The organism is Ottowia beijingensis (genome assembly GCF_013423955.1).
In the GTDB taxonomy this organism is placed as follows: Bacteria; Pseudomonadota; Gammaproteobacteria; order Burkholderiales; family Burkholderiaceae_C; genus Ottowia; species Ottowia beijingensis.
This window is the reverse complement of record NZ_JACCKX010000002.1, coordinates 55,733-81,508: the sequence shown is the minus strand read 5'-3', so window position 1 is coordinate 81,508 and position 25,776 is coordinate 55,733. Positions and strand designations below refer to the sequence as shown.

Here is a 25,776-nt window from a genome sequence, read left to right as displayed (position 1 = left end):
GAGGGCGGAAACAAGCGATAGCCATTTGGCGCCATGTTGAAGTATCAATAACGTAGCTGCTTGCGCCCGTTATCTGGGCGCAAAGCCTTTATCAACCATGCAAAAAATCTGGGAAGTCCCCCCTTGCGGGAACCTCCTCAGCATCGCGCCGCGCCCAAGGCCGGCGGGCCGGCGGCCGGCGTCGCCGCGCGTCAGAACCCCGCGCCCGGCACGTCCACGCGCGTGGTCCAGATCTGCGCCTCGCGCGCGGCCGCGCGGTGGTGCTCCATGAAGTCGGGCGCCACGCACAGGAACAGCGTGCGCCCGTCCGGCCCGCCCAGCGTGCAGGCAAAGGTGCCCTGCGCGCCGGTCGACACCTCCTGCAGCACGCGCCCGCCCTCGGCCACGCGCAGGGCGCGGTTGCCGATGGCGTCGGCCACCCACACGGCGCCTTCGGCGTCCAGCGCGCCGCCATCGGCGGCCACCTTGCCGCCGGCGATGTAGTCGTCCAGCTTGTCGCTTTGCACCAGCGGGCCGAACACCGCCCAGTCGCGGCGCGGGCCCAGGCTGCCGTCGGCGGCGATGTCGAAGGCCGACAGGCGGTTGCCCAGCGTTTCGTTGACGATCAGCGTGCGGCCGTCGGGCGTGGGCAGGATGGCGTTGGGAAAGTAGAGGTCGCGCGCCGCCTCGTGCACGCTGCCGTCGGGGTCGACGCGCGCCAGGCTGGCCGTCTGCACCCCGCCGCCGCCCATCAGATCGAAGCCGAAGTTGCCCACCCAGGCGCGGCCCTGGGCATCCACGGCCATGTCGTTGCAGTGGCCGGTGGCGATGTTCGACAGGTCGGCGTGCGTCACCAGCTGGCCATCGGCCTCGCGCCGCAGCACGCGGCGGTCGCGCATGGAGACGATCAGCAGCCGCCCATCCGGCAGCCAGCCCAGGCCCGAGGGCTGGCCCGGCACGTCGGCGATTTTTTCGACGCGGCCCTGCAGATCGCAGGCGATGACCTGGTGCGTGTAGAAGTCCGACAGCCACAGCCGGCCGTCGTGCCAGCGCGGGCCCTCGAAGAAGCTGTAGCCGGAGAGCAGGGTGTCGAAAGCGGGCATGGCGGTGTCTCCTCGTGGTGGTGTTGTGCCGGGCATGATAGGCCGGTCACGGCGATACCGCCTTCCACCGGCGTCCTGGCGGGCCGGCGGGCCTGCACGCGACGCTCTTATTCCAATTCCAGATCAAAGCTGCCATATCTCGTCATTCCGGCGCAAAGCCTGCCCCGTACCGCGATACGGGGCCAGAATCCAGACGGCGTGTGCGGAGAAACATGGATCCCGGCCTTCGCCGGGATGACGGCGATTGACGCGTTGAATTGCAGATGGAATTACTTGCGCCCTGCCCAGGCACGGCGGCCCAGCCATGCCACCGCGCCAACCAGCAACCACCGGGCCAAGGGGTGGTTCACGGGCACGGCGGTCACGCCCTGGGGCGCCGCCCGGGTGCTGACGCTGGCCGTGCCTGTGGCCGGCGGCACGGCCACCAGGCCGTTGACCGGGTCGGCGGTTGCGGTGGCGGTGTTGCTGACCTGTCCGGCTGTGACGTCCGCGGCGTTGAGCGTGTAGGTGGCGGTGGCCGTGGCCTGCGCGCCCACGGGCAGGGTGCCGGGGTTGGCCGCATCGGGCCAGGTGATGGTGAGGGTCGAAAGGCCGGCCAGCGGGTCGGTCAGCACCACACCGCTCAGCGGCACGTTGCCGGCGTTGGTGGCGGTGAGGGTGTAGGTCACCACGTCGCCCGCATCGCCCTGCGTGCCGTTGCCATTGGTGTCGGCCACGGCGGCGGTCTTGGCCAGGGTGAGCTGCGGCGCCGGCGTGGGCAGCACGGGCTGGCTGGCCGTGGCCGTGGCGGGCGGCACGGCCACCTTGCCGTTGACCGGATCGGCGGTCACGCTGGCGGTGTTGCTGACCTGCCCGGCCGTCGCGTCCGTGACACTGAGCGTGTAGGTGGCGGTGGCGGTGGCCTGCGCGCCCACGGGCAGGGTGCCGGGATTGGCCGCATCGGGCCAGGTGATGGTGAGGGTCGAAAGGCCGGCCAGCGGGTCGGTGAGCACCACGCCGCTCAGCGGCACGTTGCCGGCGTTGGTGGCGGTGAGGGTATAGGTCACCACGTCGCCCGCGTCGCCTTGCGAGCCGTTGCCATTGGTGTCGGCCACGGCAGCGGTCTTGGCCAGGGTGAGCTGCGGCGCAGGCGTGGGCAGCACGGGCTGGGTGATGCTGTCGCTGCCCCGCGGCGTGACGCCGCCCACGGGGTTGGCCGTGGCGGTGACGGTGTTGCTCATCTGGCCCGATGCCGCGTCCGCGGGGGTCAAGGTGTAGGTGGCCGTGGCGGTGGCCTCGGTGTTGACGGGCAGGGTGCCGGGGTTGGCCGGGTCGGGCCAGGTGATGGCGAGGGCCGAGAGGCCGGCCAGCGGGTCGGTCAGGCTCACGCCGGTGAGGGCGACGTTGCCGTTGTTGCGCACCGTGAAGGCGTAGGTCACCAGGTCGCCGGCATCGCCGGTGACGCCGTTGTCGTTGGTGTCGGCCACGCCGGCGATGTCTTTGCCCACCACCAGGCTGGGCTGTGCGCTCAGGCTGTTGCTGAAGGTGCAGACGATGGGCGCGGCGCCGGCGCCCAGCGCGCCCACGGTGAGGGTGAAGCCGCTCAGGCCGACGTCGCCCGTGCATTGCAGGCCGGCGTGGTAGGTGGCCGTGGCGGGCGTGAAGGTTTCGGCCAACTCGATCACGTCGCCGGCGAAAACGGTGGTGGGCGTGGCGTCGGTGGTGGTCTGGCCGCCCGGCGCGTTGGCGGCGGCCGTGGCGGTGGAGCTGAGCGAGTCGATCTGCGTGCGCACGGCGGGCGTGCCGGCCACACGGGTGGCGGTCAGCGTCGCGGTGTTGCCCACGGTGGCGCCGGCCCAGTGCTTTTTCAGCGTGAGCGTGGTGGCGGGGCAGTCGAGATCGTCGACGGTGATCGATGCGTTGTCGAAATTGGTGGGGTTCGACATGTAGATGGCGTAGGTGATCTTGTCGCCAGGCACCACGGTGGCGGTGCCGGATACCTGCGTCCAGCGATTCCACGGCAATGCGGGGGTGAACTCACGGACGCGAGCAACACGCCCTCTCCGTCCACGGGCTGCACCCGACTGCCGGCCACCTGAACGTTGCCGCGCAGCAGGCGTACCGTGCCGCTGCCGCCGGTGCCGGTGTCGCGGCTGGAGAAATAGCCGGAGAACCGGAGCGTGCGCGGTCGGGTGTCACCGCTGCCGCAGCTGGGCACGACGAGGGTCTGGTACAGCTCGTTGACGCCGTCGATGTCCAGGTAATGCCGGCGAGTGCCGTTGGGGTTGGCCACCTCGGCATCGAAGTTGACGTTGATGCCGTAGTTGCAGGTGCCGCCGCCGGTTCGACCCAGGGCCGGGTCCACCGTCGTGCCACCGTCGACGGCGATGACGTTGGTGGCCACCGCCCGCCAACTGCCAGGGCGTGACCGACGCCCCCAGGTTATTGGCGCAAAGGGAGGGCGGCGGATTGTTCTCGAAGCCGCCGTTGACGAGAAGGTTGGCCGAAGGGGTCTGGGCCAGCGCCGGGGTGACCAGCGCCGCCAGCAGGCAGGCCCCGAACCAGGCGCCGCGCAGTTGCGCCACGGCGCGGTTGCGGGCAATGTCCGGGACACATGCCGGGTGATAGTGCGATGCCAGGGGGTGAGATGCGCACGGTGCGTTCCTGTCGTGTTGGAGGGCGCCGGCTGCCCATGCCGCTTGCGGGCACGGCAGCCGGCTTGGTGGTTCGCCCTTGGCGCCTGAGCGTAACGCGCCACATGGGGCGCGCCTATCGCAACAGGCGGCGGTGTGATTTTATCACGCCGGCGAGCGGCCGCGCTTGTGGGTGGCGACGCTTGAAAGTGCGCCGTTGCAGCGCTTCCAGGTCGCGGGCCAGAGCCTCTCGCGCCGGGGTTTTCAGCAAATGCTCAGATGTCTTCCGCGAGCGGGTACGGAATCGCCAGCCCCGTCAGCGCCGGGCCGATGGCGCTGCCGACGTGCAGTGCGGCGCCAGCCGCCACCTCGGCCACCTGCAGCACGGCGATCACCGCTGCAGCGTCGTCTGCCGCGGCGGCTTGCGCAATCTGGCCCACGGGCTGATCGGGGTCGGCCGCCGAGAACACCTCCTGCCCTGCCTGCGCCGCACCCGCCACGTGGCCGACGTAGGCACGCCGCTTGATGGCGCCGCGGAACTGGCTGCGCGCCACCACTTCCTGGCCGGGGTAGCAGCCTTTCTTGAAGTTCACGCCGCCCACGCTTTCGTAGTTCAGCATCTGCGGCACGAAGGCCTCGACCACCGGCGGCGTGATGCGCGCCACGCCGGCCAGCACCTCGGCCAGCAGCCAGTCGGCTTCGGTCAGGGGCGCCACGCCGGCGGGCAGGGCGCTGCCGGCGGGCGCCAACCACAGCGTGCGTGCCACGCCGCCTGCGGCGGGCAGGGCGATGCGGTGCGCTGGTTTTTCGGCATCGTTTTGGGCCTCAGCGCCCGCCCCATCGGCGCTGGCAGCTATCAAATCAGGAGTTTCGCCGAGTTGCCCCCAGACCGCGTAATCCCCGGTCGCGTCGCTCAGCTTGAGCCTGGCGCGCAGCACGAACATCGACAGGCGCTTGAGCGTGGCGGGCAGGGTGTCGGCGCTGGTCACCAGCAGCAGTTCGTCGGGCGCGGTCTTCAGCACCTGAAAGCTGGCCAGCATGCGGCCCTTGGCGCTGCAGAAGGCGGCCAGGCGCGCCTCGCCCTGCTTCATCAGCACCACGTCCTGCGTCAGTTGGCCCTGCAGGAAGGTGGCGGCGTCTTCGCCCCGGGCGCGGATGACGCCCAGGTGGGACAGGGGGCGATGCCGTTCGATGCGGCGACGGCGGGAAGGCAGATACGGACTCGGACATGGGCTGAATTATCATGGCCGGCTCGTTTTCAGGACGTTCATAGCCCCGTGCGAACCCTATTCAAATTGCTGGCATTGCTGCTGGCGCTGGCCCTGGCGGCCGGCGGCTGGGCCTGGTGGTGGACGCAGCAGCCGCTGCCGCTGGCGGCCGAGAAGGTCGAGATCAGCGTGCCGCAGGGCGCCTCGCTGCGCACCGCCGCCGCCAAGGCGGTGGAAGGCGGCGTGCGCACCAACGCCGATCTGCTGCACGCGTTCTTCCGCTTCGCGGTGGGCGAGCAGACCATCAAGCCCGGCGACTACGCCGTCACGCGCGGCATGACGCCGGGCGACCTGCTGGGCAAGCTGGTGCGCGGCGACCGCATCGTGCTGACGGTGACGCTGGTGGAAGGCTGGACGTTCAAGCAGTTCCGAGACGCGCTCTCCAAAGCCGAGCATCTGCGGCACGACACGCAAGGCATGGCGCCGGCCGAGATCATGAAGGCGCTGGGCAAGCCGGGCGTGGCACCCGAGGGCGCTTCTTCCCCGACACCTTCCACTACTTCAAGAACGCCAGCGATGTGGACGTGCTGCGCCAGTCGCTGCAGTTGATGGACCGGCGCCTGCAGGCCGCCTGGGACGCGCGCGCGCCCGGCCTGCCGCTGAAGTCGCCCGACGAGGCGCTGATCCTGGCCAGCATCGTCGAGAAGGAAACCGGCCAGGCCGGCGACCGGCCCGAGATCGCCGGTGTGTTCATCAACCGCCTGCGCATCGGCATGCGGCTGCAGACCGACCCGACCGTGATCTACGGCCTGGGCGATGCGTTCGACGGCAACCTGCGCCGCAGCCACCTGACCGCCGACACGCCCTTCAACACCTACACCCGCGCCGGCCTGCCGCCTACGCCGATTGCCATGCCCGGCAAGGCCTCGCTGATGGCGGCGGTGCAGCCGGCGCAGACCAAGTCGCTGTACTTCGTGGCGCGCGGCGACGGCAGCAGCAAGTTCAGCGAATCGCTGCAGGACCACAACCGTGCGGTCAACAAGTACCAGCGCGGCGGCGGCGCGCCCGCCCCGGCTCCGGCCGCCAGCGGCAACTGATGGCGGCGATGGCGACGATGGCGCAGACGGGCCTGTTCATCAGCTTCGAGGGCATCGACGGTGCCGGCAAGTCGACCCACATCGACGCGCTGGCCGACGCCCTGCGCGCTACCGGCCGCACCGTGGTGCTGACGCGCGAGCCCGGCGGCACGCCGCTGGCCGAGCAGATCCGCGCGCTGGCGCTGCACCAGCCCATGGACGCGCTGACCGAGGCGCTGCTGATGTTCGCCGCCCGGCGCGACCACATCCGCCAGGTCATCGCCCCGGCGCTGACACGCGGCGACGCGGTGCTGTGCGACCGCTTCACCGACGCGACCTTTGCCTACCAGGGCGGCGGGCGCGGGCTCGACTGGCAGTCGCTATCAAAATTGGAGCTTCTGGTGCAGGATACACGGGAGCTGGAGGCCGATTTGACCCATAAACCGCTGCTGCAGCCCGATCTGACCATCTGGTTCGATCTGCCACCCGCCGTGGCCGCCGAGCGCCTGGTGGGCGCGCGTGTGCCCGACAAGTTCGAGGCGCAACCGGCCGCCTTCTTCGACGCCGTGCGCGCCGGCTACGCCCGCCGCGCCGGCGAGGCCCGCGCGCTTCGCCCGCATCGACGCCGATCAGCCGCGCGACGCCGTGTGGCGCGACGTGCAGGCGGCGGTGCAGGGCAGGGGATGGCTGTGAGCGCGCCGGCCCCTGGATTGCGCGCCAGCTGGAAAGCCTGCTGGCCCAGCGCGGCCACGCCTGGCTGCTGCAGGGCCCGTCGGGTCTGGGCCAGTTCGAACTGGCTGAAGCCCTGGTGCGCGCCTGGCTGTGCGATGCCCCCACGCCCCAGGGCGCGTGCGGCAAGTGCGCCAGCTGCCACGGCATCGACGTGCACACGCACCCCGACCTGGTGGTGCTGATGCCCGAGACCGACATGATTGCGCGCGGCTGGCCGCTGCCCGAAAAGGCGCAATCCGACATTGACGACAAGAAGCGCAAGCCCAGCAAGGAGATCCGTGTCGATGCCATGCGCGACGCCATCGAATTCGCCCAGCGCACCAGCGGGCGCGCGCGCGGGGCGGTGCTGGTGTACCCGGCCGAGCGCATGAACCAGGTCACCGCCAACGCCCTGCTCAAGACGCTGGAAGAGCCGCCGGGCGACGTGCGCTTCGTGCTGGCCACCGACGCGGCGCACCTGCTGCTGCCCACCATTCGCAGCCGCTGCCTGGGCCACACCCTGCTGTGGCCGGACGCGGACGAGGCGCTGCCGTGGCTGAGCGCGCAGGGCATCGCGGCCGGGAGGGCGCCGCCCTGCTGCGCGCCGGCGGCGGGCGGCCGGCCGAAGCCCTGGCGCTGGCGCAGGGCAAGGACAGCGCGCGCCGCTGGGCACTGCTGCCACGGGCACTGGCGCAGGGCGAGGCCAGCGCGCTGGCCGATCTGCCACTGCCCGAAGCCGTGGCACGGCTGCAGAAGCTGTGCCACGACCTGCTGGCGTTGCAGGTGGGTGCCGCGCCGCGCTTCTTCGACCGCGCCGATCTGCCCGAGCGGCCGCTGCCCGTGGGCGCGCTCACCAAGTGGTGGCAGCAGCTGGCGCAGTCGACACGCACCGCCGAACATCCCTTAAACCCCGGTTTGGCGACAGAATTCCTGGTCAGCAGTGCACGGCAGGCCCTAAACTCGCGTCGCTGAACCCCTTTTGCACCGTCATGTCCACCAGCCCGAGCCAGAACGCCGCCCTGTCCACGCCCCGACCCAGCGTCATCCAGCTGGCGATCAAGGAAAAGGCGGCGCTGTACGCAGCCTACATCCCGATGTTCGCGGAAGGGGGCATCTTCATTCCCTCGGCGCGCGATCACAAACTGGGCGACGACGTGTACGTGCTGATCACGCTGCCGGACGACCCGCAGCGCTACCCGGTGGCCGGCAAGGTGGCCTGGATCACCCCGGCGCGCGCGACCGGCAACCGCACGCAGGGCGTGGGCATCCGCTTTCCGAAAGACGAGAAGTCGGAGCAGCTCAAGGTCAAGATCGAGCAGATTCTCGGCTCCGCACTGAGCTCGGACCGACCGACGCAGACCATCTGACGCGGGGGCTGCGGCCGGCCGGACGCGGCTCGCGCCGACAGCGCGCCTGCATGGGCGGTGCTAGCATCGAAATCAGTCATTTTTCTGCCAGCGCGCCGACGGGTTCGGCCGCTTGGCCTTGTGCATGTTCACCGATTCCCACTGCCACCTGACATTCCCCGAACTGGCGGGCGACATGGCCGGACTGCGCGCCGCCATGGCCGCTGCGCAAGTCACGCGCGCCTTGTGCATCAGCACCACGATGGAGGAGTTTCCGTCGGTGCAGGCGCTGGCCGCGCGCTACGACAACTTCTGGGCCACGGCCGGCGTGCACCCCGACAGCGAGGACGTGCACGAGCCGAGCGTCGATGAACTGGTGGCCGCCACCCGCCTGCCGCGCGTGGTGGCGGTGGGCGAGACCGGCCTGGATTACTACCAGATGGAAGAGCGCAAGGGCGGCCGCAGCATTGCCGACCTGGCATGGCAGCGCGAGCGTTTCCGCACCCACATCCGCGCCGCACGGCAGGCCGGCGTGCCGCTGGTCATACACACGCGCGCGGCGTCCGAAGACACGCTCGGCATCCTGAAGGAAGAGGGCGAGGAGGGCGGCCCCGGCAGTGCCGGCGGCGTGTTTCATTGCTTCACCGAAACGCGCGAGGTGGCCCGCGCCGCGCTGGACCTGGGCTTCTACGTGTCGCTGTCGGGCATCGTCACCTTCAAGAACGCCCGCGAACTGCACGAGGTGGCCGCGCTGGTGCCCGATGATCGCCTGCTGATCGAAACCGACGCACCCTACCTGGCGCCGGTGCCTTACCGCGGCAAGGTCAACACGCCGGCCTACGTGCCGCACGTGGCTGCGCGCCTGGCCGAGCTGCGCGGCACCACGGTCGAACGCATCGGCGAGATCACCAGCGCCAATTTCACCCGCTTGTTTCCGAGGGTTTCATCATGATCCGCAACGTCCGCAAGAGCATCACTGCCGTCGCATTCGGCCTGTTCACCGTCGCCGCCCTGGCCGATTCCGGCGCCTTCTTCCGCGCCATCAAGCAGGACAACGACGTCGCCATGCGCAGCCTGCTGGCCAGCGGGGTCGACCCCAACACCAAGGACGAAAAGGGCGTGCCGGGCCTGTACATGGCGCTGCAGGAAGGCTCGCTGCGTGTGGCCAGGCTGCTGATCGATTCGCCGCGGCTGAAACCCGAAACCCGCAACGCCACGGACGAAAGCCCGCTGATGATGGCCGCGCTGAAGGGCCACCTCGATCTGGCGCGGCAGCTGATCGCCAGGGATGCCGACGTCAACAAACCCGGCTGGACACCGCTGCATTACGCCGCCACCGGCGGTCATCTGGACATCATGCGCCTGCTGCTCGAAGAGCACGCCTTCATCGACGCTCAATCGCCCAACGGCACCACGCCGCTGATGATGGCCGCGTCGTACGGCACGCCGGAAGCCGTCAAACTGCTCATCGAAGCCGGCGCCGACATCCACATGCGCAACCAGAAAGGTTTGAGCGCCCTCGACTTCGCCCGCCGCGCCGAGCGCCGCGATTCGGTGGAACTGATGGAAACGGCGCTGCGCTGGTCGCAGCAGAAGCAAGGGCCGCGCGGACAGTGGTGATTGCCGGACGGCGCGCAGACCACTAAGCACTAAGCTGATGCGCAGCAGCCGGAAGGCCGCGAACGGGATGGCGTGGCGACCAGCTTCCCGGTTACGTAAACACCGCTCGGTGACGTGAAGATGCTTCGCGCAGTCGGCCCGCGACCCGCCGAGTGATCGGTACATGGCGCGCAGCTTGCGGCTTCGCTCGACGCGGCTTTGCACCACGTGGCCGGGTGGCCGACGCGGTGGCTTCACTTCATACGATGTGCATTATGTTAATAATAAACGAGGTGAAGCAGGATCAATCTGGGTCTCTACCTAAATTGCTGCGCTCGCGTCATCGAACAGATACGGCCCCTGGCCTGCTGAATCGCCGGAGCTGACGTTGAACGCCACCACTGGCGCGCTGAAGTCGCTGAAAGACGCACCCAGTGCGATCTCGCCGGTCGAGTGCAGAACGCAGTCGTTGCGCCGCAGCTGGACTTCGGCGTCGGGGTTCTCGCTGAAACGCACCCAGGTGCCGAAGCTGCTCAGGTCGGTCAGCACGAAGGCACCGTTGATGAACTCCAGGCGCGCGTGGCTGCGCGACACCCGCTGGTCCTTCACGACAAAGCCGCTGTCCGGAATGCGCCCGATGAACACCGGCAGTTGTGCGGCCGTGAACACCCGGGTCGTGCCGAACCAGGCCAGTGCGATGCTGCCGCCACTGCCGGCACCCGCACGTTGCGCCTCGGGCAACATGCCGCGCACGGTCATCAAGTCTGTCGTGACATCCTCGCTCCACTCGATCTGGAAGATCGACCGGGGCTCGGTCAATCCGCGCACGTTGATCATGCCCAGCGAGCGGTAACGCGCCGCGTCCATCACCCCGGGTTCGAGGTGGCCGGATTTGACGGCCGCTTCGCGATCCTGGCGCAGTTCGGCGATGACGCCCTCGTCTGCCCAGATGCCGTTGGCACCCGCCATGTCGGACAGGCGTGCCGCCAGGTTCACCGGGTCGCCATACACGTCGTCGTCGCGCTGCACCACGTCGCCGGAGGCCATGCCGATCTTCAGGCGCATGCGCAGCGGCTCGGGCCATTTTTCCAGGCGTTCGGTGTGGCTTTGCTGCAGGAAGATGGCCGATTCGACAGCCTTGGCACTGCGCGAGAACTGCGCCAGCACGCCATCGCCCAGAAACTTCACGGTGCGCCCTTCATGGGCCTCGCACACACGGCCGATCCACTGTGTCACCTTGGAGATGACATCGGCCACCTGGGCGTTCCCGAGCGCTTCATACGCGGCAGTGCTGCCGGTGAGGTCGATGAAGACCATGGTGGCGCGAACGTTCATCTGGACTGGTTTCCGATGGGAGCGGTCATGTAAAGCCGTTGCATTGGCAGGAATTCCCTTGTCTCGCCGCGGGCAATTGGCCTCAAAATGATAGCACCCGACAGCCCTTGGGGCCAAGCATGATGCTGCCCAGGGTGGCGAACGCGTTGTTTTTCACGGAATCCGTGGTTGGTCCGCCGCGTCAGGGTGGCGTCAGCACAAGCGCTTCGCTATGATCGTAACCGTTGGTTATTAACGAAACTTCATGGTAACAACACCGATGAGATGGTTCAAGCACGGGTGGGTGTCTGCCCTGTATGGCCGCTTGTCCAGGCCGCAGGAGCCTGATGCGGAGCGCCTGGCGCACCGGATGGAAGATATCCGCATGGCCATGCTGGACATGCTGGGCGATCCCGGCGCGCAGCAATACCCGCAGGTCGCCCGCCGCATTCGTGCCGGTGGCGATGCCCTGGCGCTGTGGTACGCCCGCGCCGACTTGATGGCCGCCCTCGCCGGCCTGCATGGCGAGCAGGTGGCGCGCACGCGCATGGTCAGCCTGTCGGCCATGTTCGAGGGCATGTTGCCCAGGGGCATGGTGTCGCGCCCCACCACGATCCGGGCCTGATCGGCTGCGGCCGGCCGCGGCAGGCTGCGCTGCGGTTCAGTGCTGGTGCCCCCACAGCACCAGCGCTTCCCTGCCCTCCACCAGCACGTCCACCGGCAGTCCCACGGGCAGCAGCACCTGGTGGGCACATGGCCGAAGGGCAGGCCCGTGAGCACGGGCACCTTCAGCCGGCTGCGCAGTTCCGCGACGACCTTGGCCAGCGAATAGCCCTTGTCATGGACGCTCAGGCTGTATTCGGTGAACTGGCCGAGCACGATCAGCTTCTGCCGCGCCAGCACGCCGGCGTGCAGCAATTGCAGCAGCATGCGTTCGATGCGGTAGGGGTGCTCACCCACGTCTTCCAGAAACAGCACGCCGCCCTTCACCTCGGGCCACCACGGCGTGCCCAGCAGCGACAGCACCATCGCCAGGTTACCGCCCCACAGCGGCGCCTGGCGCGCCACCAGGCCGTCCTTGCCGTTCAGCGCGGCGATGTCCGCGGCGGGCAGGCGCCAGCCCGTGCCTTCGCTGCTGCCGCTGACCATGTCGTCGAAGCAGGCCAGCATGATCTCGTCGGGGCCGCCCTGCCCGTTCGCACTGCCCAGCCCGCCATGGCCTTCGGCCGCGTCGCCGGCATCGGTGGCGCCGAAGCCCTCGCACACCGCCGGGCCGGCCCAGGTGACGGCGCCGGCCTTCTTCATCAGCGCCAGCTGCACCACCGTAAAGTCGCTGAAGCCGACAAAGCGCGTGCCGCGCTCGATGGCGCGGGCCATGGCCTTGTACGGAATCTGCTCCAGGATGCGCGTCAGCCCATAGCCGCCGCGCGAGATGAGCGCCACATCGGCCCCGCTGGCCGCGGCCCGCCCGATGGCGGCCAGGCGCGTGTCGTCGTCGCCGGCAAAGCGCTGCCAGCTGGCCAGTGCCGAGGGATCGACCTCGACCTCATGCCCCAGCGCCTTGAGCCGCGCCACACCGCGCTTGAAAGCCGCGCGGTCGCGCACAGCGCCGGAAGGGGAATACACGTAGACATGGGCCATGGCACGGCTTCTTTCAAATCAAATTGGCCTTTGCGCAGACCAGTCCTGCGCAGGCAGCTATCAAAATTATAGATCGTCGCCCGGCTGACGCGGCGGTGAGGCGAAGTGCCGCAGCGCCCGCTCGGCAATCTGGCGACCATGCTCGGGCACGAAATGGCCCGCCTCGGGCAGCAGCCACGGTTCGGAGCAACCACGGATGTCGGCGTGCAGCGCGCGCATCACCGGTTCGCCCAGCACCGGGTCTTGCGTGCCGATCACCATCAGGCTGCGGCCCTGCCAGTCGTGCTGCCAGAAGTCGCGCGCGGCGCGCGAGAGGGCCGCGCCGTCGTCATCCGGCCGCTCGGGCACCAGGGCCGGAAACGCGCGCGTCGCGGCGCGGTGCCCGGCATCCGGGAACGGCGCGCCGTAGGCCGCGCTTTCGGCCGCGCTCAACTGCGGGTTGCCGCGCGCCAGCAGGCGGCCGATGTCGAACGCCGGGTTCCTGGCGCACCAGTCGCGCCAGGCCAGAAAGCCCGCCGACAGCGGCGCCTCACCCGTCGCCAGCGTGGTGTTCATCACCAGCAGGCCGGCGTAGCGCCGGGGCGCTGCCATGGGCAGCGTCAGGCCCAGCAGGCCGCCCCAGTCCTGCACCACCAGCACCACGTTGTGCAGGTCCAGCCGCTCGACGAGTTCGAGCAGCACCTGACGGTGCCAGCTGAACGTGTGCGCGTCTTCCTTCTTCGGCTTGTCGCTCTTGCCGAAGCCGATCAGATCGGGCGCTACCACGCGGTGGCCGGCAGCGGTGAAGACGGGGATCATGTGCCGCCACAGGTAGCTCCACGCCGGGTTGCCGTGCAGGCACAGCCAAGTGCGCGGGGCGTCGGGCGGGCCTTCGTCCAGGTAATGCAGGCGCAGGCCGGCCAGCGCCGGCAGATCGCAGACGTAGTGCGGCACCCACGGGTAGCCGGGCAAGTTGTTGAACGCCGAGTCGGGCGGGCGCAGCGCGTCGTCGCGCAAGGGGCTGGCGTTCACGCGGCGCGGCTTGAAGAAATCGCGCAGCAGCGCCGCGCATTCATCGGCCAGCACGCCGCCCTGCACCTGCGTATGGTGGTTCAGGCGCGGTTCGGCAAACAGGTTCAGCACCGAGCCGGCGGCGCCGGTCTTGGGGTCGGCCGCGCCGTACACCACGCGCCCCACCCGCGCGTGCAGCATGGCGCCGGCGCACATGGCGCAGGGCTCCAGCGTCACGTACAAGGTGCAGCCGTCGAGCCGGTAGTTGCCCAGCGCGGCCGCGGCGGCGCGCAGCGCCACGATCTCGGCGTGCGCGCTCGGGTCGTGCGTGCCGATGGGGGCATTGCGGCCGGTGGCGATCATGCGCCCGTCCCTCACCACCACGGCGCCCACCGGCACCTCGCCCGCGGCGGCGGCGGCCCGGGCTTCGGCCAGCGCCAGACGCATGGCGTCGGCATCGTTGGTCAGCACGGCTTCGGGCATGGTGGTTGCTTCAATATCAATAGCTGCCGGCGCTTGATGGGCGGACGCTGGAGGCCTATTTGGCTTGAAATCGCGCGCGCACGTCGTCACCGGGCATCGTCAGGCACGTCGCGCGGCTGCGCCTTCATGGCGGCGTCCAGCGCCTCCTTGTACTGCTGCTGAATCTGCCGGCTCTGGTCGCGCACGGTGGCGGGCGGCGCATCGGCACCGGTCGATGCGGCGCGGCGGCGGCGCCGGCACGCTGGCGCGCGTGGCGCCCAGTTGCTGCTTCGCCAGCAAGCCCACGATGACCAGCGCGGCCACCAGGCCCAGCAAACCGAAGATGCGCATGGCTCAGTTCCCTCCTTGGTTGATGCGGTCCGTCATGCCCAGTGTCTCCATCCAGCCTGCCAGCGCGCGCTCGTTCGGCATGCCCTGGGCACAGGCGCTGTGCAGCGCCGCGTGCGACTCTTTCCGGTGCTGGTTCAGTTTGAGCTTGCACTGCCAGCTGGTCACTGTCAGCTCGAACGCGACGATGCCCTGCAGCAGCTTGCCCGCCAGTTCTTCGTCCAGCGCGCGCCATTGCGCGGCATAGGCCGGCTCGTGGTCGCCGATCAGGCATTTGAGCAGGCGCTCCTTGCCCGCCGCATCGTTGTGCGGCAGCAGGGTGGCCTGCACAGTGCAGTGCACGGCGACGTAGTTCCACGTCGGCACGCGCGCCAGATCGGGGTACACCTGCGGCGACATGTAGGCGTGCGGCCCCAGAAAGCTGACCACCGCGCGCGGCCGCGCCTGCAGATGGCGCCACTGCGGGTTGGGCCGGGCCACGTGCCCGAGCAGCGTGAAGCCCGCCGCGTCTTCCCCATCGGGCGATGCCTGGGGCTGCAGTGCAGCGGCAGGTGCGTGACGAAGGGCAGGCCCTCGTCGTCGGTGGTGATCAGGCTGGCGAACGGGTGCTCGCGCATCACGCGGGCGGCAAGGCGCGCGTCGCGGCTGGCAAAGTAAGGGGGCAGGTACATGGCGTGTGTGCGGCATCGGGCCGCAGGCACGATTCTGGCGCAAGGCAAGCGGCGCCGGCGCGGCAGCGTTCGATGCTATGCTCCTGATAGCTGCCGGTGTCGATGGCATAAAGGCTGCATACGGAATTTCTTTCAGGGTGACCAATCGCCTAATGCAAGGTTGAGCGCGTGAGCCGCTCTCCTGTGCGGCCAGCCCCAGCGCATCAACCCGATGGATTCTTCAATGACGCCACCGCCCCAGCCCGAGCAGAACGCCCTGTTCGACGAGCCGCTGGCGCCGGCTGATGCACCCGCCGCCGAGCCCACAGCGCCCCGGCCCGCCCGCCGCCCGCGCGCTGGCGTTGAGGCCACCGCCGTGGGCGACGCCACCCGCACACTCGCCGCCGCCCTGCCCCACGGGCTGCACCTGGGCACCTCGTCGTGGCACTTTCCCGGCTGGGCCGGGCTGGTGTGGGGCGGCGACTACGCCGAGGCGACGCTGTCGAAGCACGGCCTGGTCGCCTACGCCCGGCACCCGCTGCTGCGCAGCGTCAGCCTCGACCGCGCGTTCTACCGCCCCTCACCGCCACCCAGTACGCGGGCTATGCCGCCCAGGTGCCGGCGCACTTCCGCTTCGTCGTCAAGGCGCCTGCGCTGGTGTGCGACGCGCAGGTGCGCGCCGAAGACGGCCGCGGCCGTGCGCCCAACCCGGCCTTCCTGAGCACGGAGCTGGCCATCCGCCAGTTCGTGCAGCCCGCGCTGGAAGGGCTGGGCGACAAGATCGGCGCGCTGGTGTTCCAGATCAGCCCCTTGCCACGCCACATGCTGGCGCGCCTGCCCGAGCTGATCGACCGCATCGGCGCCCTGCTGTCTGCCCTGCCCCGCCTGCAACCCGCTGCCCCCGGCGGCGTGATCGCGCTGGAAGTGCGGGATGCGGCCTTTCTGGCGCCTGAGCATGCCCCGCACCTGGCCCGCACCCTGCGCGCCGCGCGCCGCCAGCGGCAACCGTGTCACCTAGGGGTCTCCTCGTTTTCAGTGCAATAAGTGACGGTACGAAAAGCTAGCACTGGCGCGGAGGTGGTGTTGGTAGATCGTTGATTTCATTGACTTTCCTGTTCACTTTCAAATCTGCGATTCGTGGCGTCAAACCGTGGTCGGTTTCATCCATTGGTGCCAGTTATCGATGCATTTGGCCGCGAAGGCAGGATTTGGTCAGCATAGCGGTCAACCGGGAAGCGAAACACACCCCGCAAGTTGATGCTCTCCAGCCTGGTGGGCGCAATCTTCCCGATCAGTTCCGGTGGAATGACCTGGCGGCGGTTCGACCAGCGATCCAGGACCGCCTGCATCTGTGAGGTATTCCACGCCATCACGATGTTGGCCATCAGGCTCAACGCATCGGCCACAGCCTGCATTTCATCGACACGTTTGGCCTGCGCCGGGCTGATCCGGCCGGTATAAATGGCGCGCTTGAGGGCGTTAACAGCCTCGCCCCGATTGAGCACCCGGCGCAACTCGTTCCTGAAAGCGTCCTTGACAAAGTAGTCAGCCAAAAACGCCGTACGCAGCAACCGCCCCAATTGCACGCCAGCCTCATAGATTGGATCGCCCTGGGCGGCAGAACCGAACCGCGCAAGAGCTGCCACCGCACTGGCATGTCCGCTCATGACCGAGGCTGCCAGGTGCACCAGACTAGGGTCTCCTCGTTTTCAGTGCAATAAGTGACGGTACGCAAAGCTAGCACTGGCGCGGGGGTGGTCTGGGTAGACCGTTGATTTCATTGACTTTCCTGTTCGCTTTGTAAACGGGTATGGTGGCCTCCCACTTTTGAGGTTCACGATGCAGGGTTGGCACACAACGTTTTTGGGGATGCGTGGGCCCCCGCGATATCAGCGACTTCGAGATGAAGGCATTTTTCACCTTCGATGGTGCCGAGCGCGACGCAATCAATGCACGCCGAGGTGATTCCCACAAGCTTGGTCTGGCGCTCCATATTGGTTTCCTGCGCATGAGTGGGCGTTTGCTCGGTGCCTTTCGGGTAATTCCAGTAGCCTTGTGGCGCCACCTTGGCAACGAGCTTGGCATTGCAGCACCAGAAGTCGCCTCGCTGAGAGCCATGTATGAACGCGGGCGCACGCTATTCGATCACCAACAAGTAGCCTGCACGGTCCTTGGATTCCAGTGGATGAGCGAGCACCAGCGCCGCTCACTGGTACGTGAACTGCGCGACGAAGTGGCGCGCTGCGCCGACCGCGATCAGCTACTCGTGCGGGCGCGTCAATGGCTGTACAAGAACAAGCTGGTGATCGTGCACGAGCGGGCAATTCGGACACTGATTGCGGCGGCACTTGCCCAGCTTGAAGTTGAAACAGGCACCGCCATCGCCGCCAGCGTTGATCCAGCAACACTTGATCGCTGGCGAGCCTCAGTTTCAGAGCTGCGCCCAGATGGACAAACCCAGCAGAGTTGGCTATGGGCTGCACCGGCGAAACACTCAACCCGCCAAATCAGCGAGGTACTGGAGCGCATCGACCTGCTTTACACGCTGGACGTTCATAAGCACCTGGCAGACATCCCCGATCTCATCTTGCGCCGCTACGCGCGCCGACTTGTCTCCAGGCCGCCCTCAGCCGGAGCCAAGATCAAAGAGCCAGCGCGCACCGTGGAGGTCGCATGCTTTCTTCGGTATTGCCTGTTCACCACCACAGACCAGTTGATCCTTATGGTGCAGCGCCGGATCGCCGATCTGTGGCGTCAGGCTGCCGCCGATGTCCCCGCTACCGTCAATTGGGCCGCAATGTACAAAACGCTGCTCGGCGAACTTGTTGCCTTGAGCGCGCAAGGTGCGGTGCCAGATGCTGAGTTGCGTGCCCGTCTTGAAGCCTTGATCACCGAAACCCAGAAACGCAAACCACCGAGCAGGGCCTCCCTGGTCCGCGAGGGATTGATTGATGGAATTCGCCCCGTGCGGTCGTTGCTCGTCGCCATTGCAAAGCTGCCCTGGCAGGCCACCGGCGAGCATCCTGCCATCGAGTACCTTGCCAAGCTGCAAGCTTTATATCTCAAAGGATCCAGAAAGCTGCCAGTTGAAGTGGTGGCACCAAGTCTGGGAATGATCTGGCAGGTTTCGATCTCCAGCCCAGACCGGGAACGGGCGTTTCAGGCGTTGGAGGTGGCCACCCTGTTTGCCCTGCGCCGCGCGGTGCGCAATGGCTCGGTCTGGATTGAGCACAGCCTGAGCTTTCGGGGTCGTGCGCGCTTGTTCTTCACGGACGAGCGTTGGCAGGCAGAGTCCAAGAAACACTATGCCCGTCTATCGTTACCCAGCAAGGCTGCCACTTTCTTGAAGCCTTTGCTGGCCAGAGTAACTGCCGGTGTCGATGCGGTGGCCGCTGCAGCCCGCAGTGGCGTACTGCGCGTGGATGATGAACTCCATTTGTCGCCATTGCCCGCAGAGGACGAAGACCCAGAAGTGACCAAGCTGCGCGCGGCTTTGGATCACCGCATCGGTGAGGTTCAATTGCCGGAAGTGATTCTGGCCGTTGACGCCCAGGTGCGCTTTAGCTGGATCATGCTCGGACGTGAGCCGCGCTCTACCGACGAGCTGCTGATGGTCTATGCCGGCATCATGGCCCACGGCACCAGTCTGACTGCGGTCGAATGCGCGCGCATGATTCCGCAATTGTCTGCCACCAGCATTCGCCAGGCCATGCGCTGGGCGCGGGACGAACGGCGTCTGAGCCAGGCCTGCCAGGCTGTGCTGGAATTCATGCAGCGACACCCGATTGCCGCCACCTGGGGGCGGTCCGATTTGGCATCTTCTGACATGATGAGCATGGAGACCACCAAACGGGTGTGGCAAGCCCGGCTTGATCCTCGGCGCAACACACCTTCCATTGGAATCTACTCCCATGTAAAAGACCGGTGGGGCATCTTCCATGCGCAGCCCTTTGTGCTCAATGAGCGCCAGGCGGGCGTGGCCATTGAAGGTGTCATCCGCCAAGAAAAGCTGGAGACCAGCCAGCTTGCTGTGGATACCCATGGCTACACCGACTTTGCCATGTCACATGCCCGTTTGCTTGGTTTTGATCTTTGCCCGCGGTTGAAGGAACTCAAACAGCGCCACCTCTTTGTGCCACGCGGCACCAAAGTGCCCGCAGAAATCGCTGCGGTGTGCGAAGCCAATGTCGACGTCGCTTTGATCGAAAAGCATTGGGATAGTCTGGTGCACCTGGCAGCCTCGGTCATGAGCGGACATGCCAGTGCGGTGGCAGCTCTTGCGCGGTTCGGTTCTGCCGCCCAGGGCGATCCAATCTATGAGGCTGGCGTGCAATTGGGGCGGTTGCTGCGTACGGCGTTTTTGGCTGACTACTTTGTCAAGGACGCTTTCAGGAACGAGTTGCGCCGGGTGCTCAATCGGGGCGAGGCTGTTAACGCCCTCAAGCGCGCCATTTATACCGGCCGGATCAGCCCGGCGCAGGCCAAACGTGTCGATGAAATGCAGGCTGTGGCCGATGCGTTGAGCCTGATGGCCAACATCGTGATGGCGTGGAATACCTCACAGATGCAGGCGGTCCTGGATCGCTGGTCGAACCGCCGCCAGGTCATTCCACCGGAACTGATCGGGAAGATTGCGCCCACCAGGCTGGAGAGCATCAACTTGCGGGGTGTGTTTCGCTTCCCGGTTGACCGCTATGCTGACCAAATCCTGCCTTCGCGGCCAAATGCATCGATAACTGGCACCAATGGATGAAACCGACCACGGTTTGACGCCACGAATCGCAGATTTGAAAGTGAACAGGAAAGTCAATGAAATCAACGATCTACCAACACCACCTCCGCGCCAGTGCTAGCTTTTCGTACCGTCACTTATTGCACTGAAAACGAGGAGACCCTGCATGCGGTGTTGTGCGCAGCCGGCTTCGACATCCGCTGGCTGCTGCGTGCCATCGCCCGGCGGGGCATTGCTCCAGCCTTTTTGCGCTCGCTTTGGCTGCTGTCAGCGCTCGCAGCGTCGGCGAGTCGACTCGCTACTCTTACACGTCCGGCGCTTCTCGTCGGCGCCGCGAGATGAATTTTGCAGGGCCGACGAGATCGACTCGGCGCAGTATTTCCAGGCCCTGGCGAATACTGTGCATTTGTACAGTATTCATGTCAGCCACTTCCAAGCCCAAGCTCTACAACCCACGCCACCCCGAACGCACGCTGCTCTACCAAACGGTAGCCGAGCACTACGAGACCTGGCTAGAGTTGGCCAGCGCGGGTCAGTTCGACGGCCAGGGCGACCACCACACCCCCAAGCCCTTCGTGCGCAAAGCGTTTGCCAAGTATCTTGAGTGCGGCATCTTTGCCCATGGCTTTGCCCGCGCTCGCTGCGGCGACTGTGGGCACGACTACTTTGTAGCCTTCTCCTGCAAAGGCCGGGGAGTCTGCCCCTCGTGCACCACCCGGCGCATGGTGGAGACAGCAGCGCACCTGAACGACCACGTCTCCCCGCCTGCCGGTGCGCCAGTGGGTGCTGTCGGTTCCCAAGCGGCTTCGGTACTTCATGCAGCGCGACGGAGCGGTGCTGAGCATGGTGCTGCGCATCTTTCTGCGGGTGATCGCACAAACTCTGCAGACCCACAGCCCCGGTGCGGCCCATATGGACAAGGCAGGCCTGCACATCGGTGCCATCGCCTTCATTCACCGATTCGGCTCCAGCCTCAATGAACACGTCCACTTCCACGTTTGTGTGGTGGACGGGGTGTTTGAGGAAGTGGAGGGCGAGGGCGATGCTGATGCGACCCCTCGAATCTCATCGCCGGGTGTCATCTTTCACGCGGCCACCGGCATCGATGCGGCTACCGTGGCCCCAGTGCAGACCACACTGCAAAAACGCATCCTGCGCGCCTTCGTTGCTCGGGGCCTGCTGGAGAACTGTGACGCCAAAGACATGCTGGGCTACAAACACAGCGGCTTCTCGGTGGACGCCGGTGTCTGCATCGAAGCCCACGACCGCGCTGCGCTGGAGCGGCTGCTGCGCTATTGCGCGCGTCCACCGTTTTCCATGGAGCGCCTACGCAAAGAGGAAGCAAACTGGTGTACCGCTGTGCCAAACAGCGCAGCGAGCCCACCAGTGACAAGCGTGGTGCCAAGGCAGATGAGCTGCACCTCACACCGCTGGAGCTCATCGACCGCATTGCCGCGCTGGTGCCACCGCCACGCACCCACCGGCACCGCTACTTTGGTGTGCTGGCACCAACTCGCCGCTGAGAGCGGCGGTAACGGCGCTGGCTCAGCCTGCTGCGTCGCAACCAGCCACGGTGGAGACTGCACAACCTGGCGCGGGCGTACCTGGGGTGGCGGCGCCGGGCAACGCGGCCACACCCACACCCGAACCTGAAGCACGCCCGAAGCGAGCGGCGCATTACTTGTGGGCGGTGCTGATTGCCCGCATCTACGAGGCATTTCCGCTGCTGTGCCCCATGTGCGGTGGGCAGATGCGCATCATTGCCTTCATCACCCACAGCGCCGAAATCCGCCACATCCTGAACCACATCGGGGTGGACTCGCAGCCACCGCACATAACCCCGGCACGCGGGCCACCGCTGTGGGAGGGCTGCGACGCGCCGGTGGATGATGGTGCGCAAGGCGAGCCGGATTGGGATCTGGCAGCTCAACCCGACGAGGTAGACCAGCGCGTCAATTGGTGACCCAGTGAAGCGGCGGTATCCATCGCTGCGGGGAAGCAGCTGCGCGCGCCAGGCCCAAATGCATACTGCCTCCCAAGCTCTTGCCATTGAGCGGCAAGCGAGCGCTCAACCTTCCTTGGCCGAACGTGTTTCGAGGCCCAAAACTCGTGCCATACTTGGCCTCATGCGGTTGAATTTCCTATCCGTGGGATGGCTTTGTGCATGGCGAAGAACCGGATGCTATCCCGCCGCGCCCTCCTGCGAGGTCCATCCCATGCGCCGGGCCATCTCCGCACGCCATTGCGCGCGCGGGCGGAAACCGGGCAGGCCGCGCGCGTGCGCCTCCAGGCGCTGCAGCAGCGTGGCCTCGTCGTCCAGGTCGATCGGCACGGCCATGGGTTGCGAGACATACCAGGGCAGGTCGAAGTACAGCTCGAGCCGGTTGCCCTCGGGATCCGGGACATAGATGGACACCGCGTTGCCGTGGGTGATGGGCCTGACTTCGCCTGCGCCACGGGCCTGGAGGGTGCGGTACATGCGGCACAGCGTGTCCAGGCTGTCGGCCTTCAGCGAGATCTGGTTGATCGGGTTGAAGTCCAGCTCCTTCGGACGGCCGGAGATCAGCACGAGCTGGTGGTGTTCGTCGGGATCGCGGCTGAGGAACACCAGGTCGCGCGGGCCATTCGGCCCCGGCAACTGGCCGCGGTCCGTGACGGTGAACGCCAGCAGCTCCGTGTAGAAGGCCTCGAGGGCGGCGATGTCGTGCACGAACATGCCGAAGTGGCTGAAGGAAAAGCCGGGACGCGTCACAAGAGTCTCCATGGAATCAGGGCCCCGGCGCAGGCACCCGATGGCCATGCGCGGTGCGCCGGCGGATTCTTGCGCTTCGCGGTTAAATATCGATATTTTTGCTTTAGAGATATATTTTTCCTTTTGTCGCTATGATCGCCGCGACCTGAATCCGAAGCGGGGCGCTCCGCCCCCACCGCATGCAACCCATCCTGAACGTCATCACCTGCAGCACGCGCCCCGGCGCGTCGGCCCGCCGTGGCCGCCTGGTTCGGCAAGTGGCCCGCGCGCAAGGCGAATTCGAAGTCGTCGCCTGCGATCTCAAGGAACTGGCCCTGCCCCTGCTGGACGAGCCGGAGCATCCGCGCACGGGCAAGTACAGCCACGCGCACACCCTGCGCTGGAGCAAGCTCACGGCGGCCGCGGATGCCTACGTCTTCGTGCTGCCCGAGTACAACTTCGGCCCGCCCGCCTCGCTGCTGAACGCGCTGAGCTACCTGAGCGCCGAGTGGGCCTACAAGCCGGCGGCATTCGTCAGCTACGGCGGCATGTCCGGCGGCATCCGCGCGGTGCAGGTCGCCAAGCAGTTGATGACCACCCAGAAGATCGTGCCGCTGCTGGAAGCCGTGGCCGTCCAGAACGTCGGCACGCTCGTGGACGCCGAAGGCAAGTTCCAGCCGGCGGCGCTGCACGGCGAGTCCGCCGCCGCGATGCTCAAGGAGCTCGCACGCTGGGCCGCGGCCCTGCGCCCCTGCGCGCGCCGACGCCCTGACGCGCAAGGCGTCCCAACCCGTAGTCACCAAGGAAGCACTCCATGAAATTGATCAGTTTCACGCGGGGCGATCGCCCCGGATTCGGGGCCGTCGTCGAAGGCGGCGTCGTCGACCTGGGCGCCGCCCTGGACGGCAAGTACGCGGACCTGCGGGCGCTGCTGGCCGGCGATGCGCTGGCCGAAGCGCGCGCCGCGGTGGCGCAGCGCAAGCCCGACTTCGCCCTGGAGTCGGTCACCCTGCTGCCCGTCATCCCCGAGCCCGGCAAGATCTGGTGCTGCGGCCTGAACTACCACGAGCACGTGCAGGAGACCAACCGCGAGGTCACCGAGCAGCCCACCTTCTTCCTGCGCGTGGCCGACTCCCAGGTGGGCCACGGCCAGGCCATCGTGCGGCCCCGCGAATCCACCCAGCTGGACTACGAAGCCGAGATCGCCGTGATCATCGGCAAGGGCGGCCGCCGCATCGCCGAGGCCGACGTGGCCCGCCACATCGCCGGCTACGCCTGCTACAACGACGGCAGCGTGCGCGACTGGCAGCGCCACACCTCCCAGTGGGTGCCCGGCAAGAACTTCTGGCGCACCGGCGGCTTCGGCCCCTGGATGGTCACCGCCGACGAGATCCCCTTCGGCACCAGCATGACGCTCGTCACCCGCCTCAACGGCCAGGAGATGCAGCGCGCCACCACCGAGATGATGATCCACAGCATCGCCCGGCAGATCGCCTACGTCTCGGCCATCGCCCCGCTGCAGGCCGGCGACGTGGTCGTCACCGGCACCCCGGTGGCGTGGCGCGCGGCGCCAGCCCCGGTGTGGATGAAGGCCGGCGACGTCGTGGAGATCGAGGTCGATCGCATCGGCGTGCTGCGCAACCCCATCGTCGACGAAGACTGAACCAACGAGGAGACCGGAAGATGAACAAGACCACTCGCATCCTCGCCGCCGCTGTCCTGGGCCTGGGCGCATCGGCGGTGTCGGCTTCGGACTTTCCGCAGGGGCCGATCGAGGTGACCGTGCCCTTCGCCGCCGGCGGCGGCCTGGACCAGAACGCCCGCGCGTTCGCCAAGGCCTTCTCCGAGGCGCTGAACACGCCGGTGGCGGTGATGAACCGCGACGGCGCGGCCGGCGCGATCGGCCTGGCCTTCGTGGCCGGCGCGCGCGCCGACGGCTACGCGCTGGCGTTCACGCCCGCCGTGTCGCTCACCAGCCAGCCGCACCGCGTCAAGACGATCAAGTACGGCGTGGAGTCGTTCTCCCCGTGTGCCACGTCTTCGACAACATCTTCGCGATCGCGGTGCTGGCGAACTCGCCGTACAAGACGATCGCCGACGTGCTGGTGGGTGCACGCAAGGAGCCGGGTGCGGTGAGCTACGGCACCTCTGGCATCGGCTCGATCCCCATCTGGGCACCGCCGACATCGAGGCCGCGGCCAAGGTGCAGCTGAACCACGTCGCCTACAAGGGCGACGGCCCGATGATGCAGGACCTGCTGGGCGGCCGCCTGGGCTTCGGCGCGGTGCTGGCCAGTTCGGTGCGCGCGCAGGTGCAGGCCGGCACGCTGCGGCTGCTGGCGGTGTACTCGGACCAGCGCCATCCGCATTTCCCGGCCGTGCCCACGCTGACCGAGTCGGGCGTGCCGGTGGTGCAGCTGAGCTTCGGCGGCCTGCTGGCGCCCAAGACGCCGACCGCCGTGCTGGACAAGCTGCAAGCCGCCTGCGAACGCGCGGTGAAGTCGCCCGGCTACGTGGACTGGGCCGCCAAGGCCGGCCAGGTCGTCGAGTACCAGCCGGCCGAAGCGTTCGGGCGCAAGCTGCGCGAGGACAGCCGGGCGAAGGCAGCGACGATCCAGCGGCTGGGCCTGTAACCGGCAGCGATCGCTGATCGAGGCTGAGGGCTCCCGCGTGGGAGCCCTTTGTTTCGCTCGGGCTTGCCGCGGCGCCGAAGGCCGCCGCACAGCCGGCATCACCTACGGCCGCGCAGGAAGCGGCGCACAGGTCGCCGCTGCATGCACCGGCTGCGCACCCGGCGCGCTGCAGTGCAATGGATCCAGAGCGGAAATGGATCCGCAGGAGCAGCTCATGAAGAAGTTCATCTTGTCTGCCGTCGCCGCCAGCGCGATGGCGTTCGGCGGCTTCGCGCACGCCGACCTGATCGATGGCGTGGGAAAGACGCTGTCGCAGATCTTCGGCGTCCCGTACGACCCGACGCCGCCCGACCGGCCCGCCTTCCCCGTGGGCACCGTGTACACCGACGCCAACGGCACGCGCTACCAGGTGGACCCGGCCGGCCGCCACATTCCGCTGGCGCAGGGGCCGCGCCCTATGCCGACGTCGTCGTGCCGCCCACGGTCGCCGTCGCGCCGGTCTTCGACGACGACGGCGACGGCGTGGCGAACCAGTACGACCGCTATCCGTACGACGGTCGCTACCGCTGACCCCGGCACGCCGCCGCCGACCACGGCAGGGCCGGGCGGCGGATCACGCCAGGGATCCGCTGGCCTACACGG

At 67.6% G+C, this 25,776-nt stretch carries 17 protein-coding genes and 9 pseudogenes; 16 read left to right on the top strand and 10 right to left on the bottom strand.

Annotated elements, in window-relative coordinates:
- Positions 1-191: 191 nt before the first annotated feature.
- The 4 genes from H0I39_RS20175 to ygfZ form a co-directional block, all read right to left on the bottom strand.
- Positions 192-1,082 carry an SMP-30/gluconolactonase/LRE family protein gene (locus tag H0I39_RS20175; protein WP_180551512.1) on the bottom strand — a complete coding sequence of 297 codons (891 nt, stop codon included), beginning with the start codon at positions 1,080-1,082 and terminating at the stop codon, positions 192-194.
- Positions 1,083-1,351: 269 nt separating this feature from the next.
- Positions 1,352-3,040 (bottom strand): CLIPPER-2 domain-containing protein, encoded by a 1,689-nt coding sequence (locus H0I39_RS20170; RefSeq protein WP_180551513.1) that lies wholly within the window; start codon positions 3,038-3,040, stop codon positions 1,352-1,354.
- Complete coding sequence (locus H0I39_RS20165; protein WP_180551907.1) at positions 2,929-3,465, bottom strand: hypothetical protein; 537 nt, start codon at positions 3,463-3,465, stop codon at positions 2,929-2,931. The genes H0I39_RS20170 and H0I39_RS20165 overlap by 112 nt, the downstream gene beginning before the upstream one ends.
- Positions 3,466-3,969: 504 nt before the next feature.
- Positions 3,970-4,887 (bottom strand): CAF17-like 4Fe-4S cluster assembly/insertion protein YgfZ, encoded by a 918-nt coding sequence (gene ygfZ / locus H0I39_RS20160; protein ID WP_308645954.1) that lies wholly within the window; start codon positions 4,885-4,887, stop codon positions 3,970-3,972.
- Between the two features lie 84 nt (positions 4,888-4,971).
- Here ygfZ and mltG point away from each other — a divergent pair.
- The 6 genes and pseudogenes from mltG (at position 4,972) to H0I39_RS20130 (ending at position 9,655) form a co-directional block, all read left to right on the top strand.
- Positions 4,972-5,999: pseudogene (mltG, locus tag H0I39_RS20155) on the top strand (endolytic transglycosylase MltG).
- An 8-nt stretch (positions 6,000-6,007) separates the two neighbouring features.
- Positions 6,008-6,671: pseudogene (gene tmk / locus H0I39_RS20150) on the top strand (dTMP kinase).
- 16 nt (positions 6,672-6,687) lie between these two features.
- Positions 6,688-7,661: pseudogene (locus tag H0I39_RS20145) on the top strand (DNA polymerase III delta subunit-related protein).
- Between the two features lie 17 nt (positions 7,662-7,678).
- Positions 7,679-8,056 (top strand): PilZ domain-containing protein, encoded by a 378-nt coding sequence (locus H0I39_RS20140; RefSeq protein ID WP_180551516.1) that lies wholly within the window; start codon positions 7,679-7,681, stop codon positions 8,054-8,056.
- A gap of 124 nt (positions 8,057-8,180) precedes the next feature.
- On the top strand, positions 8,181-8,987 hold the full coding sequence (locus H0I39_RS20135; RefSeq protein WP_180551517.1) for a TatD family hydrolase: 807 nt from the start codon (positions 8,181-8,183) through the stop codon (positions 8,985-8,987).
- Positions 8,984-9,655, top strand: coding sequence for an ankyrin repeat domain-containing protein (locus tag H0I39_RS20130; RefSeq protein WP_180551518.1), 672 nt, complete (start codon positions 8,984-8,986; stop codon positions 9,653-9,655). The genes H0I39_RS20135 and H0I39_RS20130 overlap by 4 nt, the downstream gene beginning before the upstream one ends.
- A 300-nt stretch (positions 9,656-9,955) precedes the next feature.
- Here the strand turns inward: H0I39_RS20130 and H0I39_RS20125 are convergent, their stop codons facing one another.
- The gene (locus H0I39_RS20125) at positions 9,956-10,969 is read right to left on the bottom strand and encodes an FHA domain-containing protein (RefSeq protein WP_180551519.1); all 1,014 of its coding nucleotides are present in this window, start codon (positions 10,967-10,969) and stop codon (positions 9,956-9,958) included.
- Positions 10,970-11,318: 349 nt separating this feature from the next.
- On the opposite strand from H0I39_RS20125, the gene H0I39_RS20120 reads away from it, so the two are divergent.
- The gene (locus tag H0I39_RS20120; RefSeq protein WP_180551520.1) at positions 11,319-11,573 is read left to right on the top strand and encodes a hypothetical protein; all 255 of its coding nucleotides are present in this window, start codon (positions 11,319-11,321) and stop codon (positions 11,571-11,573) included.
- 36 nt (positions 11,574-11,609) lie between these two features.
- On the opposite strand, the pseudogene H0I39_RS20115 reads toward H0I39_RS20120, so the two are convergent.
- The 3 genes and pseudogenes from H0I39_RS20115 to H0I39_RS20100 all read right to left on the bottom strand — a co-directional run bounded on the left by H0I39_RS20115 (position 11,610) and on the right by H0I39_RS20100 (position 15,006).
- A pseudogene (locus H0I39_RS20115) lies at positions 11,610-12,589 on the bottom strand (LD-carboxypeptidase).
- Between the two features lie 66 nt (positions 12,590-12,655).
- Positions 12,656-14,062, bottom strand: a complete 1,407-nt coding sequence (tadA, locus tag H0I39_RS20110; protein WP_180551522.1) for a tRNA adenosine(34) deaminase TadA — start codon at positions 14,060-14,062, stop codon at positions 12,656-12,658.
- Positions 14,063-14,395: 333 nt separating this feature from the next.
- Positions 14,396-15,006 (bottom strand): annotated as a pseudogene (locus tag H0I39_RS20100) (FMN-binding negative transcriptional regulator).
- A 277-nt stretch (positions 15,007-15,283) separates the two neighbouring features.
- Here H0I39_RS20100 and H0I39_RS23780 point away from each other — a divergent pair.
- Together H0I39_RS23780 and H0I39_RS20095 are read left to right on the top strand one after the other, a co-directional pair.
- The gene (locus H0I39_RS23780) at positions 15,284-15,760 is read left to right on the top strand and encodes a DUF72 domain-containing protein (RefSeq protein ID WP_308645952.1); all 477 of its coding nucleotides are present in this window, start codon (positions 15,284-15,286) and stop codon (positions 15,758-15,760) included.
- Positions 15,655-16,083: a DUF72 domain-containing protein gene (locus H0I39_RS20095; protein ID WP_308645951.1), complete on the top strand. Its 429-nt coding sequence runs from the start codon at positions 15,655-15,657 to the stop codon at positions 16,081-16,083. The genes H0I39_RS23780 and H0I39_RS20095 overlap by 106 nt, the downstream gene beginning before the upstream one ends.
- A 116-nt stretch (positions 16,084-16,199) precedes the next feature.
- On the opposite strand, the pseudogene H0I39_RS20090 reads toward H0I39_RS20095, so the two are convergent.
- Positions 16,200-16,733, bottom strand: a pseudogene (locus H0I39_RS20090) (Tn3 family transposase); the annotation flags it as partial.
- 145 nt (positions 16,734-16,878) lie between these two features.
- On the opposite strand from H0I39_RS20090, the pseudogene H0I39_RS20085 reads away from it, so the two are divergent.
- The 3 pseudogenes from H0I39_RS20085 to H0I39_RS20080 all read left to right on the top strand — a co-directional run bounded on the left by H0I39_RS20085 (position 16,879) and on the right by H0I39_RS20080 (position 21,734).
- Positions 16,879-19,792 (top strand): annotated as a pseudogene (locus tag H0I39_RS20085) (Tn3-like element IS1071 family transposase).
- A 135-nt stretch (positions 19,793-19,927) separates the two neighbouring features.
- Positions 19,928-20,113: pseudogene (locus H0I39_RS24420) on the top strand (hypothetical protein); the annotation flags it as partial.
- 77 nt (positions 20,114-20,190) lie between these two features.
- Positions 20,191-21,734, top strand: a pseudogene (locus H0I39_RS20080) (IS91-like element ISCR8/ISPps1 family transposase).
- A 219-nt stretch (positions 21,735-21,953) separates the two neighbouring features.
- On the opposite strand, the gene H0I39_RS20075 reads toward H0I39_RS20080, so the two are convergent.
- On the bottom strand, positions 21,954-22,571 hold the full coding sequence (locus H0I39_RS20075; protein ID WP_373368320.1) for a VOC family protein: 618 nt from the start codon (positions 22,569-22,571) through the stop codon (positions 21,954-21,956).
- Between the two features lie 131 nt (positions 22,572-22,702).
- Here H0I39_RS20075 and H0I39_RS20070 point away from each other — a divergent pair, with 131 nt between their 5' ends.
- From H0I39_RS20070 to H0I39_RS20050, 4 genes are read left to right on the top strand one after another with little or no spacing between them, the layout of a single operon-like run.
- Positions 22,703-23,320 (top strand): NADPH-dependent FMN reductase, encoded by a 618-nt coding sequence (locus H0I39_RS20070; RefSeq protein ID WP_180551906.1) that lies wholly within the window; start codon positions 22,703-22,705, stop codon positions 23,318-23,320.
- Entirely contained in the window at positions 23,317-24,165 is an 849-nt protein-coding gene (locus H0I39_RS20065; RefSeq protein ID WP_180551905.1) for a fumarylacetoacetate hydrolase family protein, read from the top strand. Before H0I39_RS20070 ends, H0I39_RS20065 begins: the two co-directional genes overlap by 4 nt.
- Positions 24,166-24,185: 20 nt before the next feature.
- Positions 24,186-24,638 carry a Bug family tripartite tricarboxylate transporter substrate binding protein gene (locus H0I39_RS20060; protein WP_180551528.1) on the top strand — a complete coding sequence of 151 codons (453 nt, stop codon included), beginning with the start codon at positions 24,186-24,188 and terminating at the stop codon, positions 24,636-24,638.
- Positions 24,532-25,134, top strand: a complete 603-nt coding sequence (locus tag H0I39_RS20050) for a tripartite tricarboxylate transporter substrate-binding protein (RefSeq protein ID WP_308645950.1) — start codon at positions 24,532-24,534, stop codon at positions 25,132-25,134. Before H0I39_RS20060 ends, H0I39_RS20050 begins: the two co-directional genes overlap by 107 nt.
- The last annotated feature ends 642 nt before the right edge of the window (positions 25,135-25,776 follow it).